The sequence below is a fragment of the Labrys wisconsinensis genome, assembly GCF_030814995.1.
GTDB lineage: Bacteria > Pseudomonadota > Alphaproteobacteria > Rhizobiales > Labraceae > Labrys > Labrys wisconsinensis.
This window is the reverse complement of record NZ_JAUSVX010000002.1, coordinates 474,703-494,756: the sequence shown is the minus strand read 5'-3', so window position 1 is coordinate 494,756 and position 20,054 is coordinate 474,703. Positions and strand designations below refer to the sequence as shown.

Sequence of the window (20,054 nt, the reverse complement as noted above, 5' to 3'; positions counted from 1 at the left end):
GCCTCACTTCTCGACCCGGTCGTAATAGACCAGATCCGCGTTGAGGCCCTGAGCATAGCCCTTGACCGCGTCGCGCAGAACCACCTGGTCGCTGCCCTGGAGCATGAAGACATAGGGCGAGCTCTTCTGGATCTCGCGCTGCAGGTCCTCATAGAGCGCGGCGCGCTTGGCCGGATCCTGCTCCTTCACCGCCGCCGCCGTCTCGTCGCTGAGCCCGGGAATGACCCAGCCCGCCTGCTTGGCGACGGTGTTGTGCTGGTTGTCGCGGTTGATGGCGAAGGCGCTGGCGTTGGAATGCGGGTCGAAATAGTCGGGGATCCAGTAGCGCAGCGTGATCTCGTAATTGCCCGAGCGGCCCTTGGCGTAGATCTCGCTGGCGACGCCGGGTTGGATGTCGAGGGTCAATCCCGCCTGGCCGAAGGTCGACTGCAGCGACTGGGCGATCTGCAGGAAGGGCTGCTCGTTGAACACCGGGAAGGCGATCTTCGTCGGCCCGATCTTGGCGTCGGCAAGGATCTTCTTCGCCTTCTCGATGTCGAGCTTGAACGGGTTGTCCTTGAGCGCGCCGGGAAAGCCGTCCGGCAGGAAGGCCTGGTGCACCCGCACCTGGCCGCGCAGGAGGTTGTCGGCGATGCCGTCATAGTCGACGAGGTAGCGCGCCGCCTCCCAGAAGGCCGGGTTGCCGAGCGTGGCGCTGGCCTTGGAATTGATCAGGATGTAGTCGGTGCGCGCCGAAGGCACGGCCAGCACGGTGAGGCCCGGCTTGGCCTTGAGCGCCTCGACCTGGTCGGCGCCGAGGCCGCGGGCGATATCGGCATCGCCCTGCTCGATCAGGAGACGGCGGGCCGCCGCGTCCGGCACGTTCTGCAGGATGACGCTCGCGAGCTTCGGCGCGCCGGCGGGCGAGGACGCGTTCGCCTCCAGCACCAGCGCCTCGTGCGGCGTGTAGGCGGCGATCTTGAACGGGCCGCTGCCGGCCGAATGGATCTTGAGCCAGCCATTGCCGAGGTCGTCGCCCGCCGCCTGCGGCGAGACCACGACTTCGTCGACGATCGAGGCGATCGGCGCCGTCAGGATCGCCAGCGCGAAGGCGGGGCCGACATCGGCCGACCATTTGACCCGGACCTGGCCGTCGCCGACCTTCTCGACCGCGCCGGACACCGTCTGCGCCGTCCAGCCGAGCTCGTTGAGGATGAAGGCCGGCGCCTTGTTGAGCTTGACCGCCCGGGTGAGCGAGAAGATCACGTCCTCGGGCCGGACCGGGTTGCCGGAGGCGAATCGGGCGTCCTTGGCGAGCGTGAAGGTGAGGCTCTTGCCGTCCGCCCCCGCCTCCCAGCTCGCGGCGAGCGCCGGCACGATCCGCGTCGCGTCGGCGCGGTCGGTCTGCACCAGGCGCTGGTAGATGTTGTTGAAGGACTGGACCGTCGTCAGCTCGAAGCCTTCGGCCGGATCGAAGCTGACCGCGTCGTCGATCGACTGCGCGACGACGAGGATGCCGGGCGGCGTCGCCGCCCGGGCCGGGCCGAGCGCGGCCAGGATCGCCATGGCGCCCGCGATGCCGGCCAGTTTTCCGAGGCTGATCATCTCTACTCTCCCGGCGATCGGCGCGCCCCTCTCCGGCCGCGCTCTCGATCGCGCGCTAGAGCTACGTCGAAACCGCTCGACGTTTCAACGCGGCGCAGATTTCTTTGCAGGGCTGTGGGAGGAATGGCCGTTCCACGAAGGCACCATCCCGCAAACGGTTTCTTCTCCGTGATCCGCTGGCGCCGGCGGGCGATTGACCTTGGCCGCGGCGCACATATCTTGAAGGCATGATGACCGAGATGACCGCCATGACCCAGATGAGCGTCAGCGAGCGTGCTGCCCGCCGTATCGCCAAGATCCTCGAAAGCGAGCCGGCCGGCTCGATGCTGCGGATCAGCGTCGAGGGCGGCGGCTGCTCCGGCTTTCAGTATAAGTTCGATTTCGATACCGCGCGCCAGCCCGACGACGTCGCCATCGAGCGCGACGGCGCCACGGTGCTCGTCGACGAGGTGTCCCTGCAATATATGGGCGGGGCCGAGCTCGACTATGTCGAGGACCTGATCGGCTCGGCCTTCAAGATCCACAATCCCAACGCGGTGGCGGCCTGCGGCTGCGGCACCAGCTTCTCGGTCTGACTCCGACCGCGGCACCGCACCGGCCGCAATCTTCGGATTGCCTTTCTGGCGCGAAGGTCGGAAACAGGGGGCGGACTCATCAACAGCGGGCTCCCCACCGTGCTGCGCATCGCCAGTTGGAACGTCAATTCGATTCGCCAGCGCGTCGCCCATCTGACGGAATGGCTGGGCCAGGCCTCGCCCGACATCGTCTGCCTCCAGGAGATCAAGTGCCTGGACGAGAATTTTCCGACCGCCGAGATCGAGGCGCTCGGCTACAACGTCGTCACCCACGGCCAGAAGACGTTCAACGGCGTCGCCATCCTGTCGCGCCATCCCATCGACGAGGCGACGCCGCGCCTGCCCGGCAATGACGGCGACGAGCAGTCCCGCTACCTCGAGGCGGTGATCTCGACCCGCGACGGCGTCGTGCGCGTCGCTTCGATCTACCTGCCGAACGGCAATCCGCCGGAGACGGAGAAATATCCCTACAAGCTCGCCTGGATGGACCGGCTCATCGCCCGGGCGCGGGCGCTGCTGGCCCTGGAGGAGCCGCTGGTGCTCGCCGGCGACTACAACGTCATTCCCGCCGCCGAAGACGCCAAGACGCCGGACGCCTGGGTCGGCGACGCCCTGTTCCTGCCCGCCACCCGGGCCAAGTTCCGAGAGCTCGTCAATCTCGGCTTCACCGACGCGCTGCGCGCCTGCACCGGTTCGCCCGGCCTCTACACCTTCTGGGACTATCAGGCCGGCGCCTGGCAGCGCGACAACGGCATCCGCATCGATCATCTCATGCTGTCGCCGCACGCCGCGGCGGTCCTGGCGGGCTGCGCCATCGACAAGTCGACGCGCGCCAGGGACAAGCCGTCCGACCACGTGCCGATTCGCTGCGATCTCGCGATCGAGCCGCGCGCCTGAGGCGAATCAGAACAGGCTCTTACGATCTATTCTTGAGATATTGCTCGAGATAGGCGAGCCCCATCTGCCGCTCGTCCGGCGTCGCCGCGCTGACTGCCTGGTTGTAGAGGTCGACGATCCACTTGTCGGCGTCGCTTGTCGCCGCATCGCGCGCCAGGGTGAGGTACATCAGGCCGCGCGCCGCCTGCCGGGGCAGGTCCTCCTCGCCGGCGAAGAGCAGATGCCCCAGGACGGCCTGGGCCTGGTGCTGGCCCTTGTCCGCCGAGAGCCGCAGCCAGCGGGCCGCCATGACGGGGTCGCGCGGCCGGTCGGCCGTGCCGTCGAGGAACAGCCGGCCGAGATTGTACTGGGCGTCGCTGTCACCGAAATAGGTGGCGGCGTACTGGAACATCTCGATGGCGCGCTGCGGGTCGGACCGCACCTCCGTGTTCGGGATGCCGTTGAGGTAATAGGACCCCAGCGCCACCAGGGCGCTCGACACGAAGCGGGCCTGCGCCGTGTCCGGGCTGTCGTCGGCATGGGCATTGACGATCTGCTGGTAATATTCGAAGGCCTTGAGGTCGTCGCGCGGAACGCCGTCGCCTTCCGAATACATCCGGGCGAGCTTCCACTGCGCCAGGGCATGACCCTTGCCCGCCGCGAATTCCAGGGCCCGTGACGCCTCGGCGAGATCGCCCGCCTTGTAGGCCTTGGCGCCGAACTTGAAGGCCTCCATCGGCGTGCGGTCGTTCGCCGGCGTCTGCGTGCCGTCGAACGCCAGGGCCGGCGCCGCCGTCAGCATGGCTGCGATGCCGAACGGCACAGCGCGGCCTGCCAGGCGGGCTAGAGCTTCGAACGCACGCATGATTCCCACCGACCTTTCGGCCCCCGTCCGCATCGCTCTTCCGGCCCGGCGCCCGGCATCCGCGCCGATTTCGTGCATGCCGACACTCTCGCAACCGATCCTGCCGCAACAAATACCTGGTACTTCGATCGTTTTTTTGGCCGGATCGGGGCCGAGCGCCGGCAATGATGGCAATTTCTGCAGGCCGAGGCCGAGGCCGAGACGAGAACCGAGCCTCGGCCCCGCAATCGACAGGACGTCGTGGGAAAGATGCAGCATCCGCAATGCCGCTACGGCACGCCCGGTCTCGATCCTGTCGGGTATCGTCACGCCATCACGTCTCAACGCCACGCCACCCGCTGTTGCCCGGCAGATCATGCATCACGCGAAAAATCGCGCCGACATCCTTGACCTGCCGTGTCTTTTTCAAATTTCTTCACCCTTTCGAACGAACTGGCCGCCGCCCCGCTGCGGACGCCCGCTCATCCATGGCGTGCGGCCAGTTGAGCCGTTGATTTGTGGCGGGATCTGGGCTGACGCAGGAGGCGCGCGGGGCCTGGAGAAGACTCATATCCCCTGTTGCGCGAATGTCACGAATAGGAGGCCGTCCCGGCCTAGGGCTTTACCTTGGGAAAGCGGGCCCGCGCCTCGAGGTCGTCGAGGTCGATGCTGTTGCGCATATATTGCCTGGACGCGTCGACGAACGGCTGGAAGTCCCAGGAGCGGAGGGTGCCGGTGGTCAGCGCCGCATCGACCAGGCGGCGCCGGCGCTGGCTCTCGCGAACCGCGGCGTCGAGCGCCGGCATGTCCCAGCGCCGCGCGGCCTCGGCGCGGAATTCGGCCAGCGTCGCGGCATGATCCGCCGCCTCGGCCAGATTGTGCACCTCGTCCGGATCGGCCTCGAGGTCGTAGAGCTGGTCCGGGTCCGCCGGGGAATGCACGAACTTCCAGGGGCCGCGCCGGATCATCATCAGCGGCGCCACGGCGCCTTCGGCGAGATATTCGCCGATGACCTCGTCATGGCCGCCGCGGCCCTCGCAATGCGGCACGAGGCTGCGGCCGTCGCTCGGGCCGCCGGCGAGGTCGGCCGGGTCGCCCCCCGCCATCTCCACCAGGGTCGGAAGCAGGTCCACCAGGGACACGCTGGCGCCGACCCGCCCCGGCCGGTACCGGCCAGGGGCCGAGACGAGGAGAGGCACGCGGGCCGAGCCCTCGAACCAGCTCATCTTGTACCAGAGGCCGCGCTCGCCCAGCATCTCGCCATGGTCGCTGGTGAAGATCACGATCGTGTCGTCGCGCAGGCCCGTGGCCTCCAGGGCCCGCAGCAGCCGGCCGACCTGGGCGTCGACATAGGAGATCGCGCCGAAATAGGCACGCCGCGCCGCACGGACCTGCTTCTCGTCGATCGGCGTCGCGTCCATGTCGCAGACATGCCGCAGGCGGCGCGAATGCGGGTCGAGCCGGTCGAGAGGCACCTCGACGCGCGGCAGCACGATGTCCTCGTCGCGGTAGAGGTCCCAGTATTCGCGCGGGATGGCGAAGGGATCGTGCGGATGGGTGAGCGAGGCGACCAGGCAGAAGGGGCGCCGGTCGCTGGAGCGGACATGGTCGTAGAGCGCCCGCTCGGCCGCGAAGATCACCTCGTCGTCGAAGTCGAGCTGATTGGTGCGCACGCAGGGCCCGGCCTCGGTGACCGAGGACATGTTGTGGTACCAGCTCGGCCGCTCCTGCGGGCGGTCCCAGTCCGGCGTCCAGCCATAGTCGGCGGGATAGATGTCGGTGGTCAGCCGCTCCTCGAAGCCGTGGAGCTGGTCCGGCCCGCAGAAATGCATCTTGCCCGACAGGGTGGTGCGATAGCCGGCCCGGCGCAGGTAGTGCGCCCAGGTCGGGATGTCCGAGCGGAACTCGGCGGCATTGTCGTAGACGCCGGTCCGCGATGGCAGCCGCCCGGTCATGAACACGGCACGGGACGGCGAGCACAGCGGCGAATTGCAATAGGCGCTGTCGAACACCACGCCGTCCCGTCCCAGCCGTTCGAGGTTCGGCGCCTTCACGATGCCATGGCCGTGGATCGGCAGGCAGGCCGGCGCCAGCTGGTCGGCCATGACGAGGAGGATGTTGGGCCGGGATGACATGGCGGGCGTGTCCTGGAAGTTCGAGGAGCAGAAGCTGACGCAGCGCGTCGCGGCGCTTTTGTCTTCATGCGACGGGCTCTGTCGCATCGCGGCGACGCGCGGCCGCCCCGATCCCTGCGGCCGTCGGCCTCAGGGCGGAAGGCTGCGCCCGATGCGCCACAGCATGGTCTTGCCGGCCTCCCGCTCGTGCGCCAGCTCGGCGCAGGGCGGATTGTCGAAGCGGATCAGGAGGTCGGCGAAGTGCCGCTCCAGGACCCGGTTGTAGTCGTCGACGAAGACATGGGTGTGCCGCGCCATCAGCCGCGACGTCCAGGCGAGCGGCACCAGCCGGCCGGGATCGCCGGGCCAGTAGCCGGCCGGCCCGTCGATCAGGACGACGTCCCAGGAGCCGCGCAGCTCCTCCGGCATGGCGATGGCGTCGAGGGCCGCCGGCGACATGGCGAAGGAGCCGAGCACGGTGGTGGCGGCATAGTCGGCCACGACGATGCGCGCCTGCGGCATCGCCTGGCGCGCCGCCTCGACATAGGCCGGCTTGTCCTCGACGAACAGCGTCTCGCCGTCGGCGTTGAGGCGCTGCCACATCGGCGAGTCCCGGCCGAGGCCGAAGACCAGGAATCGCGCACCCGGCGCGCGGGCGCGGACGATGCTGGCGACCGCCTCGATCTGGGCCGGCGAGATCTGCGTCGCCGGGTCGTAGGTCTCGCGCAACAGGGCCGGAAGGGGCGGCGGCATGGGCAATCCCTCCCGGCGGCCGGCGCTAGAGGCGCGCCAGCGCGTCCGTGAGCTTGGCGCGGCGGGCCGTCGCCTCCTCGCGCCGCTCGCGCTGCTCCTCCACCACCTCCTCCTTGGCGCGCGCCAGGAAGTCCGGATTGCCGAGCTTGGCGTCGATCTTGGCGATGTCGGCGTCGATCCTGGCGATCTCCTTGCCGAGCCGCGCCTTCTCCGCCTCGATGTCGACGATGCCTTCCAGGGCCAGCGCCGCAGTGACGCCACGGGCGATCACCTGCACGGCCCCCTTCGGCGCGGCATCGACGAAGCCGACCCCGCTGAGGCGCGCCAGGCGCTTCAGCGTCTCGCCGAGGCGGTCGTAGCGGGCCTTCACCGCCTCCGAGGCGTCGACCAGCACCAGCGGCACCTGCGCTCCGCCGGGGACGCCGATCTCGGTGCGGATCGATCGGATCTCGGAGACGAGGTCGACCAGCCAGCCGATCTCGGCCTCGGCCTCCGCGTCCAGGAGGCCGCCGAGATCCGGCCAGGGCGCCAGCGCGGCGACGCTCGTCCGGCCGCCCTCGCCCGCCGTCACCGCCCAGAGCTCCTCGGTGATGAACGGCATGAACGGGTGCAGCAGCAGGATGGCCTGGTCGAGAATGAAGGCAACCATGGCCCGCGTCTCCGCCTTGGCTGCCTCGTCGCTACCGGTCAGCACCGGCTTGGCCAGCTCCAGGTACCAGTCGCAGACCACGTTCCAGATGAAGCGGTAGACCGCGCCGGCCGCCTCGTTGAACTTGTAGGCCTCGATCGCCGTCTGCGTCTCCGCCGCCGCCTTGGCCGCCTCCCCCGCGATCCAGCGGTTGAGAGCCGAGGTTGCCGATTTCGGATCGAAGGCCGGGTCGCGCAGGCAGCCGTTGACCTCGGCGAAGCGCGCGGCGTTCCACAGCTTGGTGCCGAAGTTGCGATAGCCCTCGACGCGGCTGGTGGCGAGCTTGATGTCGCGCCCCTGGGCCGCCATCGCCGCCAGGGTGAAGCGCAGCGCGTCGGCGCCGTACTGGTCGATCAGCTCGAGCGGGTCGAGGACGTTGCCCTTCGACTTCGACATCTTGGCGCCCTTCTCGTCGCGCACGAGCGCGTGGAGATAGACGTCGCGGAACGGCACCTCGTTCATGGTGAAGAGACCGGTCATCATCATCCGGGCGACCCAGAAGAAGATGATGTCGAAGCCGGTCACCACCACCGAGGTCGGGTAGTATTTCTTCAGCTCCGGCGTCTTCTCCGGCCAGCCGAAGGTGGAATAGGGCCAGAGCGCCGAGGAGAACCAGGTGTCGAGCACGTCCTCGTCGCGCGTCAGCGCCACGTCCGCACCCCACTTGGCGCGTGCCTTCTCCCGGGCTTCGGCCTCGTCGCGCGCGACGACATAGGCCCCGTCCGGCCCGTACCAGGCCGGGATCTGGTGGCCCCACCACAGCTGGCGCGAGATGCACCAGGGCTGGATGTTGTCCATCCACTCGAAGAAGACCCGTTCCCAGTTCAGCGGCACGAAGCGGGTCTCGCCCCGGCGCACGGCCTCGACCACCTTGTCCGCCAGAGGCCGGACGTTGACGTACCATTGGTCGGTCAGCCAGGGCTCGATCGGCACACCCGAACGGTCGCCGTGCGGCACCTGATGCTGGTGCGGCTCGACCTCGGCGAGATGGCCGAGGTCGTGCATGGTCGCGACGATGCGCTTGCGCGCCTCGAAGCGGCCGAGGTTGCGGAAAGCCTCGGGCGCGTTCTCGTTGAGGCGAGCCTCGGCGTCGAAGATGTTGATCGCCGCAAGGCCCTGCCGCTTGCCGACCTCGGCATCGTTGAAATCGTGCGCCGGCGTGATCTTCACCGCGCCCGTGCCCTTCTCCGGATCGGAATAGGTGTCGGCGACGATCGGGATCAGGCGGCCGACGAGCGGCAGCCGCACCCGCGCCTTGGCGGCGACGAGGTCCTGGTAGCGCGGATCGTCGGGATGCACGGCGACGCCCGTGTCGCCGAGCATGGTCTCGGGCCGGGTGGTGGCGACGGTGATCACGGCGCCGGTGTCGCGCCCGTCGGCATCGACCACGGGATAGTCGAAATAGTAGAGGTGGCCGTTGGGATCGCGGTCGAGCACCTTGCTGAGAGCCAGGGCGTCGAAGGGCTTGTCCGGGTCGCCGCGGCGCCAGGCGAAGCTGCCGCGCTTCTCCTCCTGCTGCACCTCGATGTCCGAGATGACGGTCAGCAGCTTCGGGTCCCAGTTGCTGAGGCGCTTGTCCTTGTAGATCAGCCCGGCCTCGTGCAGGCGCACGAAGATCTCCACCACGGCGGCGGACAGGCCCTCGTCCATGGTGAAGCGCTCGCGCGACCAGTCGCAGGAGGCGCCGAGGCGCTTGAGCTGATTGACGATGGTGCTGCCCGACTGCTCCTTCCAGGCCCAGACCTTTTCCACGAACTTCTCGCGGCCGATCACGTGCCGGTTCGGCTCCTGGTGCTCCATCATCTGGCGCTCGACCACCATCTGCGTGGCGATGCCGGCATGATCGGTGCCCGGCTGCCAGAGCACGTCCTTGCCGCGCATGCGCTCGAAGCGGCAGAGCACGTCCTGCAGCGTGTTGTTGAGGGCATGGCCCATGTGCAGCGAGCCGGTGACGTTCGGCGGCGGGATGACGATCGAATAAGCCGGCGCGTCCTTGCGGTCCTCGCGCCCGGCGCGGAACGCCTGCGCGGCTTCCCAGGCCGCGGCCACGCGCGGTTCGACGTCTGCGGGGGTGAAGGTCTTCTCGATCATCGCCAAGCCTGTCGTCACGATCAGGGGGTCGTGTGACAACAGCGGCAGCGGAAGTCAACGAGGTCTTACGGTGCGCTGACGCTCATGGCGACCGGCCGGAAGGCGCGGATCAGCGCCTCCTCCAGCCGTCCCGACATGCCGTGGACGATCTCGAAGGCGACCGGACCGGGCAAGGGACGCTTGTAGCTGCGCCGCTCGATCAGGGCGGCGAACACGTCCGTGATGGTCACGACGCGGACCAGGTCCGGGATTTCCGCCGCCGTCAGCCCGTCGGGATAGCCGCTGCCGTCGAGATATTCGTGATGGTGGCGCACGACGTCGAGCAGCTCGGCGGGAACGTCGCTGCGGGTCGACAGGATGTCGTGGCCGATCACCGTGTGGGACCGCATGACGGCCATCTCCGCCTCGGTCAGCCGGGTGACCTTGTCGAGGATCTCGAGCGGGACCCGCGCCTTGCCGATGTCGTGCAGCAGGCCGGCCGTGGCGAGGCGCTCGACATCGCTCCGGCGCATGCCGAGATGATGGCCGAAGGCCGCCGCCCCCCCGGCCACCAGCAGCGAATGCTGGAAGGTGCCGTGGTGGTGGCGCTGCACCGTGGCGATCCAGCGGCCGAAGCCTTCGTCGGCGATCGTGTCGGCGACCGCCTGCGAGGCATGGCCGAGAAAGGCGAGGTCGATCTGCCCAACGCCGCGCGCCGCCGCGAAGATGCTGCGCAGCACGCCGGCGCCGTCGACCAGGGCCTGCGCGCCGGCGGCGCTCGTCGCGTCCGTGGAATTGCCCGGCAGCAGGCTCAGGGCCGTGGAAAGTCGTTGGGCGAGCTGTGCCGGGCCGATCGGCAGGGGCACGAGGTCGGTCGCGCCCAGCGCATAGGCCTGGACCATCGCCGCATGCACGCCTCGCGGCACGGCGAAGATCATGCGCCCATTGCTCCGCCGCGCCGTCAGCATCCGCCGCAGGCTCGAGACGAGCGCACCGTCGCCGAGATCGACATCGACATAGAGATCGCCGTCCGGCAGGTCGGTCGCGTCGCACAGGGTCGCGGATTCCACGATCTCGATCGTGAAATAGGAGCGGGCGACGGACATCAGCTGCTTGGCGCCCGGGCCGTCGTCGACGATCGCAAGCAGATCCGGCATTCTCATCTCGCTGCGGAAGCAAGCCTGCCTAGATGAGCCCGGTTGAGATTTTCTGAAGCCCGGCTGCGTTGTTGTCCGGATCGGCGAAAAACCGCAGGCGAGCCGCGTTCTGTCTTGCCAGGACATCCCGAGGATTGCTTTTTTTTGAAACAACGTCCTAGGGTTGCTCCCGGGGTTGCCAGGGCAGCACCGTGAGCTGCGGCCAGATCGCCTTCGCGCGCTCGGCCTTGGCGCGGTGCGCCGCCGCGTTGTCGAGGGCGTGGTTCGGCCGGACGATCATGGCGAAGAGGTCGTGCAGGCCGAACGGCGCGGCGATATCGAGCCGGCCATCCTGCTCCAGCCGCACGCCGAGCGCATGCACCACCGAGGCGTAGCGCCCGAGCGAGGCGTCGGCGCTGGCCAGCGGCGGACAGGCGGCGCCGAAGCGGCTCTCGAACCACAGATGCACCCGCGCCTGGTTGCGCGCCTCCACCGGGCCGACGCCGCCGCGCGTCGCCGCGGCGACGCGCCGGATGACCGCATCCTCCGCCTCCCAGGAGAGATCCTCGTCGAAATAGGCGAGGTCGTAGTCCCGGATGCCGGTGCCGCGCGGCTGGCCGGTCAGGACGTTCCACACGGTCTGGTAGAGGCAGCCGGCAACGAGCCGCCATTGCGGCAGGCCGAGATCGCGCAGCACGGCAAGAAGCCGCATCAGCCCGGGATCGGCCCGGATGATCGCCTCGAGGCGATGCGCCCGCGCCGCGTCCTCCGCGTCCTCGGCCAAAGGCTGCGTCAGTCCTTAGCCTTGCCGGCCTTCTCGGCCGCGCGCCGGGCCCGGAAGGTCCTGGCCCAGCCGGCGATCTCGACCTGGCGGCCGCGCGCCACCGCCAGCGCCCCCGGCTCGACGTCCTTGGTGATCACCGAGCCGGCGCCGATATTGGCGCCGTCGCCGATCTTGACCGGCGCGACCAGCGCCGAGTTCGAGCCGACGAAGGCGTCCGCCCCGATATCGGTGTGCTGCTTGAAGAAGCCGTCATAGTTGCAGGTGATCGTGCCGGCCCCGATATTGGCATTGGCGCCGACCCGGGCATCGCCGATATAGGTGAGGTGGTTGATCTTGGCCCCCTCCTCCACGTCGGCGGCCTTCACCTCGACGAAATTGCCGACCTTGGCCTTGCGCCCGAGCCTGGTGCCCGGCCGCAGCCGTCCATAGGGCCCGACGCTGGCCGCCGGCCCGACATGCGCCCCTTCCAGGTGCGAGAAGCCGTGCACGACCGCGCCGTCCGCGACCGTGACGCCGGGGCCGAACCAGCACCAGGGCTCGATCAGCACGTCGCGGCCGATGCGCGTGTCGTGCGACAGGAACACCGTCTCGGGCGCGACCAGCGTCGCCCCCTCGCGCATCGCCCGCTCGCGCAGGCGCCGCTGCAGCACCGCCTCGGCCGCGGCCAGCTGCAAGCGGTCGTTGACGCCCATCACCTCCTCCTCGGCCACCGTCTCGGCCACGGCGGTGAGCCCGCGCCCGCGGGCGATCTCGACGGCATCCGTGAGGTAGAACTCCCCCTTGGCATTGGCGTTGCCGATCGCCTCGAGCAGGGCCCGGGCATGCGCGCCCGCCAGCGCCATCAGGCCGCCGTTGCACAGGCGAATGGACCGCTCGGCCGGCGAGGCGTCCTTCTCCTCCACGATCCTCACGAGCTCGCCGCCCTCGACGATCAGGCGGCCATAGCCGGTCGGCTCGGCCGGCTCGAAGCCGAGCACCACGACGGCGGCGCCCTCGGCGAGCGCATCGGTCAGTCTGCGCAGCGTCGGCGGGCTGAGCAGCGGCGTGTCGCCGTAGAGCACCACGACGTCGTCGCCGCCGAAGGCTTCGCGCGCCGCCAGCACCGCATGGGCGGTGCCGAGCCGCTCGGCCTGGACGAAGACAGCAGCGCCGGGCGCCGCCGTCCTGGCTTCCGCCTCCACGTCGGCCCTGTCCGGCCCGACCACCACCGCGGCCCGGCCGATCCCCGCCTGCGCGGCTGCGTCGAGCACATGGCCGAGCATGGAGCGGCCCGCGACCTTGTGCAGCACCTTGGGCACCGCGGATTTCATGCGCGTCCCCTCGCCGGCAGCGAGGACCACGGCGACGGCACGTTCTGACATGGTTAACGCTCCTGAAGGCATTGTCCGGCACTAATCGCCGATGTTCAGCCGTGCGGCAACCGCGCCGGCCGCGAATCGGACACTCCCCCCACCATGACCGCTCTACCGGACCGCCGCAGCATCGCAATGACGGAGGCATCGCCGCCGGTCCGTCGCGAGCTGGTGGCGCGGCCCGGCGGCGGCGGGTTGGCCGGCGGCCTCGTGGCCCTGGCCTGCGCCGGCGCCTTCGCCGCCCTCCTTCTGCTCGATCCGCGGGCCCGGGATGCCGACGTCGCGCCCCTGTGGCCGGCAGCCGGGCCGATCCGCACCGTCGCCGCGGCGGGCCCCGCCGTGCGGCCCGCGGCGCCTGCGCCCGAAACGCAGCCCGAGATCGTCACCGGCTCGCTCGGCGCGGCCGCCCGGCCCGTCACCGCAGCGCCGGCCGCCTTCGCGGCCGACATCGGCCCCGCCGCGTCCCTGCCCGGCCTGCGGCTCGCCTGGGCTGCGCTGCGCGACAGGCTGGCAGAGGACGCAGGCGGCCTGCAGCCGCTCATCGCGGTGCGCGAGACAAGCCGGGGATACGTGCTGCACCTTCTCGTCGGACCGTTCGCGAATCCGGCCGCGGCGGCGCATCTGTGCGCCCGGCTCGGTGGAGGCGGGGCCGGCTGCACGCCTGCGCCCTTCGACGGACAGCGGCTGTTTCCCGCCGGCAGCGCTGCCCTCGCGCACGGTGCCGGGCCGTGAGGCGCCGAGCAGCCGATGAGCATCGCGCGGCCGCCATAGGAAATCCGCCAATCGCTCGTCGGCGAGGCTCGCGGCCTTGCGAAATGACGTATAAGGGCTTCTCAATAGGCGTCGACGGCGCGCCCGCCCCCATACTGCCCCGAAAAAATCCATCGGTTAGAAGAAGAATCCCAGCGCTGACCATGAACCGCCGCGACATCCTCAAACTTGCCGCTCTCGCTCCCGGCCTGCTCGCCTGGCCGAGGCCCGGCCAGGCCGCGATCAACGCTCCCGGATTGAAGCCCGGCGAGACGTTCTCGCACGATGCCCTGCTCGCCTATGCCCGCGAGCTCACCAAGACCCCGTACCAGGCGCCGGACACCACCCTGCCCGCGCCCTTCCAGGACCTGGACTACGAGCACTACGTCGCCATCCGCTTCCGGCCCGAGCGGGCGGTGTGGAGCGCCGAGCAGCGCGGCTTCGTGGTCGAGCCGCTCCACCGCGGCTTCATCTATGCCGCCCCGGTCGATCTCTTCACCATCGAGGACGGCCGGGTCCTGCTCGTGCCCTACGATGCCAGCCTGTTCGATTTCGGCGGCCTCAAGGGACCGGCTCCGGACGCGAGCTTCGGCTTCTCCGGCTTCCGCCTCAAGGCGCCCTTCGACGCGCCCGACCGTTTCGACGACTTCGCCATCTTCCAGGGGGCGAGCTATTTCCGCGCCATCGCCCGGGCCCAGAGCTACGGCGCCGTGGCGCGTGGCCTGGCGATCAACACCGGCGAGTCGGACGGCGAGCAATTTCCCTTCTTCCGCGCCTTCTGGATCGAGCGCCCGCAGCCCGGCGCCGGGGCGCTGGTGGTGCACGCCCTGCTCGATTCGGAGGCGGCGACCGGCGCCTTCCGCCTGACGCTGCGGCCCGGCGACATGACGCTGGTCGACGTGGAGACGACCATCATCCCGCGCGTCGCCATCGACCATGTCGGCATCGCCCCTCTCAACTCGATGTATCTGTTCGGCGCCAACGACCGGCACAATGTCGACGACGTGCGCGTCGCCGTGCACGAATCCTCCGGCCTGCAGATGCTCAGCGGCACCGGCGAATGGATCTGGCGGCCGCTGCAGAATCCGGAGACGCTGCAGATCTCCGCCTTCGCCGACAAGAACCCGCGCGGCTTCGGCCTGCTGCAGCGCAACCGCGACGTTGCGGCCTTCGAGGACGAGGGGCACCGCTACGAGCGCCAGCCGAGCGTATGGATCACCCCCTCCGGCGACTGGGGCGAGGGCTCGATCCAACTCGTGGAGATCCCGAGCGACGCCGAGATCCACGACAACATCGTCGCCTATTGGCGGCCGAAAGTGCCGCTGGACCCCGGCAAGGACTATACGTTCTCATACCGGACCAACTGGTGCTGGTCGCCGCCCGACAAGCCGCAGACCGCCATCGCCCACGAGACGCGGGCGGGCGCGGCCGGCGGCAAGAACCGGCGCTTCGTCATCGATTTCGAAGGCGACATCTTCGCCGACACCGACAGCCTGAAGGGCATCGTGCCGGGCGTCTCGGTCAATCCGGGCAAGGTGCGCGACGTCGCCTTCTCGCCGGACCCCTCGCGTCGGCTCGGACGGTTGTCGTTCACTCTCGATCCGGATAACGAAACCTATTCGGAAATGCGGGCCGTCCTCAACAAGGACGGCAAGCCCGTGAGCGAAACCTGGCTCTATCGATGGACACCGTGACCCCTGCGCCCATCGAGGCTCCGCCGGCGACGCAAGCCGGGGGCCGCCTCGCCCATCCGCCCGGCGCCGTGCCGCCGGAGCGGCCGCTGGCCATGCCGGTGCAGTCGCTGACGCACTGGACGCGCGCCGAGCAGAGGAGCTGGACCAACCGGGCGATGCGCGCCGTGCCGTGGTTCGCCCGCGCCGTCGTGTTCCTCGGCATGGCCGCCCTCACCGCCTATGGCGGCTGGCAGATGTACAAGGTGGTCGACGTCGGCGGCATCACCGTGCTGGAATGGGCGCTGGTGACGCTGTTCATCCTGAACTTCTCCTGGATCGCCGTCGCCTTCACCTCCAGCCTGGTCGGCCTGATCCATCTCCTGTTCCGCCGGCGCCGGCTGCCGCCGCTGCCCGAGGCGCTGCATTCGCGCACCGCCGTGCTGATGCCGATCTACAACGAAGCGCCGAGCCGGGTGTTCGCCGCCATGCAGGCGATCATCGAATCGGTGACGGCGACCGGCTGCGGACGCGCCTTCGAGTATTTCTTCGTCTCGGATACGACGGACCCGGACGTGTGGATCGCCGAGGAGCGGGCCTTCCTCGCCCTGCGCCGGCGCCTCGGCCCCGACGTCGCCGTCTGGTATCGCCACCGGCCCAAGAACACCAACCGCAAGGCCGGCAACATCGCCGACTGGGTGACGCGCTGGGGCGGGGCCTATGACCACATGCTGGTGCTCGACGCCGACAGCCTGATGACCGGCGAGGCGATCGTGCGTCTGGCGGCGGCGATGGAGAAGGATTCCGACGCCGGCATCATCCAGACCCTGCCCCTGATCATCAATCGCAACACGCTGTTCGCCCGCATCCAGCAGTTCGCCGCACGGGTCTACGGCCCGGTGATCGCCGACGGTCTCGCCGTCTGGATGGGGTATGACGGCAATTACTGGGGCCACAACGCCATCATCCGCACCGCCGCCTTCGCGGCCCATTGCGGCATGCCGGACCTCTCGGGCAAGCCGCCCTTCGGCGGCCACATCCTCAGCCACGACTTCGTCGAGGCGGCGCTGATGCGACGCGCCGGCTACGCCGTCTACATGCTGACCGACGTGACCGGCTCCTACGAGGAGAGCCCGCCCTCGCTGATCGACCTGGCGGCGCGCGACCGGCGCTGGTGCCAGGGCAACCTGCAGCACGCCCGGGTGATCGGCTCGCGCGGCTTCCATCCGGCGACGCGCCAGCATTTCGCCACCGGCATCTTCAGCTACCTCGCCAGCCCGCTCTGGCTCCTGCAGCTGCTGGTCGGCCTGACGCTCGCCCTGCAGGCGCACTATATCCGGCCGGAATATTTCACCAACGAGTTCTCCCTGTTCCCGAGCTGGCCGCTGTTCGACGCCGAGCGCGCGCTCGGCCTGTTCGCCGGCACCATGGGCATCCTGCTGGCGCCGAAATTCTTCGGCATGATCGTGATGCTCGTGGACCGGGACGCCCGGCGCGCCTGCGGCGGCGGCATCAGGCTGATCCTGTCGACGCTCCTGGAGATCATCCTCTCCGCCCTGCTGGCGCCGACCATGATGCTGGTCCAGTCCGGCTCGGTGTTCGAGATCCTGCTCGGGCGCGATTCCGGCTGGAAGCCGCAGCGCCGCGACGACGGCTCGATCCCCTTCGGCGACATCGTGCGCCGGCACCGCTGGCACACCGCGCTCGGGGCGCTCGCCGGCATCGCCGCCTATGTGATGTCGCCCTATCTCTTCGCCTGGATGTCGCCGACCATCGTCGGCCTGCTCCTGTCCATCCCGCTGTCCTGGGCCTCGGGCCAGCTCTGGCTCGGCCTCGGGCTGAAGCGGCTCGGTCTCCTGATGACACCGGAGGAGACCCTGCCCCCGCCGATCGCCTCGCGTGCCAACGCCCTCAGCCAGGAACTCGCCGCCGCCGGCGAGGACGACGAGAATGCGCTGCAGGTGCTGCACGCCGACGGGGATTTCCGCGACCTGCACGAGGCGATGCTGCCGCCAGGCGCCCGCTCCGAGCGCGGCAGGTTCGAACAGGACCGGGTGATGGCCTTTGCCAAGATCACCGAGGCGCGCACGCTGGAGGAGGCCTGCAAATGGCTGACGCCGAAGGAGCGCTTCCTGGCGCTGCACGACCGCGCGATGATCGGGCTGCTGGCGAACCTGCCGGCCGAGGCGAAAGCGTGAGGCACCCTCGGACCGGAAGCCCCAGCCGTCACTCCGCCGGCTGCAGGCTCGGCACGCCGGCCGTCTTGGCGCCACGGACGCTCTGGCCGAGCGCGGCGGCATAGAGCCGCTCGGTCGCGTCCGCCATCGCCTCGACGGTGAAGCGCTCGCGCAGCGTCGCACGCGCCAGCAACGCCCTCGTGCGCGTGCGCACCGGATCGGAGAGGGCGCGTTCGATCGCGTCGGCCATCGCCTCGATCTCGCCGGGCGGCACCAGCCGGCTGGGGGCGGCACCGACGACTTCCGGGATGCCACCGACGCTGGTCGCCACCAGAGGCAGGGCGGCCGCGATCGATTCCAGCACGATGTAGGGCATGGATTCGGCCCGCGACGGCACCACCATGAGATGGCCATGCGCCATGCCCCGCCGCGTCGGCATCGGGGCGTGGAAGGCGACCGCCTGCGAAAGGCCGAGATCCTCGACCAGCCTGCGATAGGAGGCGAGATCCGGGCCGTCGCCGATCATGGCGACGGTGGGCGCGCGCCCGGTCCGGTCGCGGATGGCCGCCACCGCCCGGATCAGCACGTCCGGCCCCTTGAGGTCGCGCATCATGCCCATGTACACGATGTCGCGTGCATCGGCGGCGGGCACGACCTCCTCGAACTCCTCGCGCCTGAGCCCGTTGACCACGACGCTGGCCCCGCAGCGCGGCTTGCCGACCTTCTCGCGATAGGCCATGGCCTCGTAGCAGCTGACATGGATCAGCCCGTCGCAGAAGCGTTCCAGCATGCGCTCGACCGCGAAGTAGAAGCGGCCGGAATGGCTCGTCTTCGGGAAATGCAGGCTGCCGCCATGCGGCGTGTAGAAGCGCGCCACCGGGCGGCCCCGGCGCGCCAGGATGGTCCCGACGATCCGGGCGAGCGCGCCGCCCTTGGCGCCGTGGCCATGCAGCACGTCGGGCTCGAGGTCGCGCACCGCCTTGTAGACGCGCCAGGCCGCGAGCATGTCGGCGGGGCGCACCCGGCGGGCGATCGGCAGGCGGGTCACGCCCAGCGCCAGATGCCGCGTCGCGGCCGCGATCTTGTCGGCCTCGAAGGCGCCGCCGGTCGAGGAATCCAGCACGATCCCGACGAGATGGCCGTTCGCCGACTGCTCGGCCGCGAGATCGAGGACATGTCGAAAGATGCCCCCGACGGGCGAGCGCACGAAATGAACGATCCGCAGCCTTCGCTTGTCGCGTCGTGCGATAGTATCGAGCATAAGGACCGGTCCCGCGTCTCCAATCGCCGTAAGCGATGCCGGGAAATCCTTTCCACGATGTCAGGAAACGGCCGTCATGCGGGAAATGTCGGCGAACACGGTCAACGGAACCTTGCGAAAATCCTTAAAATTTTAGCGAATCCGGACTCGGCCCGGCGCGCGGCGGGCTCGGGCCGATCGGCGCGGGAGAAGGCAGGGGATTCGAGGTCGACCGCCGCCAGGTCGGGATGGGCGGCATGACCGGTGCCGAGCAGCCGGTCGAGACGCAGCACCGTCTGCTTGAACATCACTTCGCGGGAGAAGAGACGGGCACGCCGGGCGGCGGCGGCGCCGAGCCGGCGGCGCAGCGGCGCGTCGTCGGCCAGCCGGCGGATGCGCGCCGCCAGCCCCTCGGCGTCGCCGACGTCGGCGAGCAGCGCCTCGACCTCGTCCTGCGCGACCTCCGCCACCGCGCTGGCGCGGGTGACGGCGATCGCCAGCCCCTCCTCCATCGCCTCGAGCAAGGCCTGCGAGCAGCCGCCTTCATAGACGGTCGGCAGCGCGAAGATGTCGCTGCCGCGCAGCAGCTGTCGGACGTCGCGGCGAAAGCCGGCCAGGACGACCCGGCCGGCGAGGCCACGCTCGGCGATGCCGGCCTCGAGCGCCGGGCGCAATTCGCCCTCGCCGACCCAGAGGAAGCGCAGGCGCGGATCGTCTCGCAGCAGCGCGGCGGCCTCCAGCAGCGTGTCGTATCCCTTCTGCATCGACAGCCGGGCGACCGTGGTCACCACCAGCGCCTCGTCCGGCAGGGAGAACGTGTCGCGGACGAGGCGCCGCGCCGCGGCCGGGGCGATCGCGCTTCCCGTCTCGGCCTCGTCGAGGAGGTCGCGCAGGCCGATCGGCCCGACATGGAAATGATCGACCGCGCCGGGTGCGAGGCCGAGATGGCGCTCCAGCAGGGCGGCGCTGTGGCGCGAATTGGCAAACCAGAGCTGGCGTTGCCCGATCGCCTGCCGCAACCGTGCCGCCACCGGCTCGGGCGGCCCGTGGAGCACCTCCGGCACCAGGGCGAACTTCACCAGCGCGGGAATGCCGGCGTCGGCGCAGGCCGCGATCACGCCGCCGCCGCGGGCCGGCCAGGGCATGGCCAGGAACACCGCATCCGGCCGCACGGCCTCGATCAGCGCGGCGGTGCAGGCCCGCTGCGCCGCGAAGCGCTCCGCGTCGTCGTCCGCCTCGAAGGTGATGCGCAGATCGTGCCAGGGCAGGCCGTTCGCGTCGGCCAGCTCGCCGAGGAACTGCGTCGTGGCCGTGCTGGGAAAGGCGGTCGCGACCGCGAGGCCGAGCGTCCGGGCCGCGAACCTGGCGAAGCTCAGCGCATTGTATTCGCAGCCGCCATGGCCGTCGGCCGGCAGCAGGACCAGCAGCCTTTCGGGCACGT

15 protein-coding genes are annotated in these 20,054 nt (G+C 69.8%); 5 read left to right on the top strand and 10 right to left on the bottom strand.

Annotated elements, in window-relative coordinates:
• Nucleotides 1-3 precede the first annotated feature (3 nt).
• Nucleotides 4-1,584, bottom strand: a complete 1,581-nt coding sequence (locus QO011_RS08745; protein WP_442358302.1) for an ABC transporter substrate-binding protein — start codon at nucleotides 1,582-1,584, stop codon at nucleotides 4-6.
• A 230-nt stretch (nucleotides 1,585-1,814) separates the two neighbouring features.
• On the opposite strand from QO011_RS08745, the gene erpA reads away from it, so the two are divergent.
• A complete protein-coding gene (gene erpA / locus QO011_RS08740; protein ID WP_370881924.1) occupies nucleotides 1,815-2,159 on the top strand; it encodes an iron-sulfur cluster insertion protein ErpA in 345 nt (114 codons plus the stop codon).
• Between the two features lie 102 nt (nucleotides 2,160-2,261).
• Nucleotides 2,262-3,056: an exodeoxyribonuclease III gene (xth, locus tag QO011_RS08735; RefSeq protein ID WP_307270951.1), complete on the top strand. Its 795-nt coding sequence runs from the start codon at nucleotides 2,262-2,264 to the stop codon at nucleotides 3,054-3,056.
• A 19-nt stretch (nucleotides 3,057-3,075) separates the two neighbouring features.
• Here xth and QO011_RS08730 read toward each other — a convergent pair whose 3' ends face one another.
• The 7 genes from QO011_RS08730 to glmU form a co-directional block, all read right to left on the bottom strand.
• The gene (locus QO011_RS08730) at nucleotides 3,076-3,900 is read right to left on the bottom strand and encodes a tetratricopeptide repeat protein (protein ID WP_307270372.1); all 825 of its coding nucleotides are present in this window, start codon (nucleotides 3,898-3,900) and stop codon (nucleotides 3,076-3,078) included.
• Between the two features lie 593 nt (nucleotides 3,901-4,493).
• Complete coding sequence (betC, locus tag QO011_RS08725) at nucleotides 4,494-6,014, bottom strand: choline-sulfatase (RefSeq protein WP_307270370.1); 1,521 nt, start codon at nucleotides 6,012-6,014, stop codon at nucleotides 4,494-4,496.
• Between the two features lie 129 nt (nucleotides 6,015-6,143).
• Nucleotides 6,144-6,746: a hypothetical protein gene (locus QO011_RS08720; protein WP_307270367.1), complete on the bottom strand. Its 603-nt coding sequence runs from the start codon at nucleotides 6,744-6,746 to the stop codon at nucleotides 6,144-6,146.
• Nucleotides 6,747-6,771: 25 nt separating this feature from the next.
• A complete protein-coding gene (locus QO011_RS08715) occupies nucleotides 6,772-9,525 on the bottom strand; it encodes a valine--tRNA ligase (protein ID WP_307270947.1) in 2,754 nt (917 codons plus the stop codon).
• A 65-nt stretch (nucleotides 9,526-9,590) separates the two neighbouring features.
• Nucleotides 9,591-10,661, bottom strand: coding sequence for an HD-GYP domain-containing protein (locus QO011_RS08710; RefSeq protein ID WP_307270363.1), 1,071 nt, complete (start codon nucleotides 10,659-10,661; stop codon nucleotides 9,591-9,593).
• Between the two features lie 157 nt (nucleotides 10,662-10,818).
• On the bottom strand, nucleotides 10,819-11,424 hold the full coding sequence (locus tag QO011_RS08705) for a nucleotidyltransferase family protein (RefSeq protein WP_307270361.1): 606 nt from the start codon (nucleotides 11,422-11,424) through the stop codon (nucleotides 10,819-10,821).
• An 8-nt stretch (nucleotides 11,425-11,432) separates the two neighbouring features.
• Complete coding sequence (gene glmU / locus QO011_RS08700; protein WP_307270357.1) at nucleotides 11,433-12,785, bottom strand: bifunctional UDP-N-acetylglucosamine diphosphorylase/glucosamine-1-phosphate N-acetyltransferase GlmU; 1,353 nt, start codon at nucleotides 12,783-12,785, stop codon at nucleotides 11,433-11,435.
• Nucleotides 12,786-12,911: 126 nt separating this feature from the next.
• Here glmU and QO011_RS08695 point away from each other — a divergent pair, with 126 nt between their 5' ends.
• The 3 genes from QO011_RS08695 (at nucleotide 12,912) to mdoH (ending at nucleotide 17,394) form a co-directional block, all read left to right on the top strand.
• A complete protein-coding gene (locus QO011_RS08695; RefSeq protein ID WP_307270355.1) occupies nucleotides 12,912-13,508 on the top strand; it encodes a hypothetical protein in 597 nt (198 codons plus the stop codon).
• Nucleotides 13,509-13,690: 182 nt separating this feature from the next.
• Nucleotides 13,691-15,220: an OpgD/OpgG family glucan biosynthesis protein gene (locus tag QO011_RS08690; protein WP_307270353.1), complete on the top strand. Its 1,530-nt coding sequence runs from the start codon at nucleotides 13,691-13,693 to the stop codon at nucleotides 15,218-15,220.
• Nucleotides 15,208-17,394: a glucans biosynthesis glucosyltransferase MdoH gene (gene mdoH, locus QO011_RS08685; protein ID WP_307270351.1), complete on the top strand. Its 2,187-nt coding sequence runs from the start codon at nucleotides 15,208-15,210 to the stop codon at nucleotides 17,392-17,394. Before QO011_RS08690 ends, mdoH begins: the two co-directional genes overlap by 13 nt.
• A gap of 28 nt (nucleotides 17,395-17,422) precedes the next feature.
• On the opposite strand, the gene QO011_RS08680 is transcribed toward mdoH, so the two are convergent.
• Entirely contained in the window at nucleotides 17,423-18,580 is a 1,158-nt protein-coding gene (locus QO011_RS08680; RefSeq protein ID WP_307270348.1) for a glycosyltransferase family 4 protein, read from the bottom strand.
• Nucleotides 18,581-18,735: 155 nt separating this feature from the next.
• The gene (locus tag QO011_RS08675) at nucleotides 18,736-20,052 is read right to left on the bottom strand and encodes a glycosyltransferase (protein ID WP_307270346.1); all 1,317 of its coding nucleotides are present in this window, start codon (nucleotides 20,050-20,052) and stop codon (nucleotides 18,736-18,738) included.
• Nucleotides 20,053-20,054 lie beyond the last annotated feature (2 nt).

Excerpts from the sequence above, each read along its gene's own strand:
- QO011_RS08745 (WP_442358302.1), bottom strand. The coding sequence starts at position 1,584 with ATGATCAGCCTCGGAAAACTGGCCGGCATCGCGGGCGCCATGGCGATC.
- erpA (WP_370881924.1), top strand. The coding sequence starts at position 1,815 with ATGACCGAGATGACCGCCATGACCCAGATGAGCGTCAGCGAGCGTGCT.
- QO011_RS08730 (WP_307270372.1), bottom strand. The coding sequence starts at position 3,900 with ATGCGTGCGTTCGAAGCTCTAGCCCGCCTGGCAGGCCGCGCTGTGCCG.
- betC (WP_307270370.1), bottom strand. The coding sequence starts at position 6,014 with ATGTCATCCCGGCCCAACATCCTCCTCGTCATGGCCGACCAGCTGGCG.
- QO011_RS08720 (WP_307270367.1), bottom strand. The coding sequence starts at position 6,746 with ATGCCGCCGCCCCTTCCGGCCCTGTTGCGCGAGACCTACGACCCGGCG.
- QO011_RS08715 (WP_307270947.1), bottom strand. The coding sequence starts at position 9,525 with ATGATCGAGAAGACCTTCACCCCCGCAGACGTCGAACCGCGCGTGGCC.
- QO011_RS08710 (WP_307270363.1), bottom strand. The coding sequence starts at position 10,661 with ATGCCGGATCTGCTTGCGATCGTCGACGACGGCCCGGGCGCCAAGCAG.
- glmU (WP_307270357.1), bottom strand. The coding sequence starts at position 12,785 with ATGTCAGAACGTGCCGTCGCCGTGGTCCTCGCTGCCGGCGAGGGGACG.
- QO011_RS08695 (WP_307270355.1), top strand. The coding sequence starts at position 12,912 with ATGACGGAGGCATCGCCGCCGGTCCGTCGCGAGCTGGTGGCGCGGCCC.
- QO011_RS08690 (WP_307270353.1), top strand. The coding sequence starts at position 13,691 with ATGAACCGCCGCGACATCCTCAAACTTGCCGCTCTCGCTCCCGGCCTG.
- mdoH (WP_307270351.1), top strand. The coding sequence starts at position 15,208 with ATGGACACCGTGACCCCTGCGCCCATCGAGGCTCCGCCGGCGACGCAA.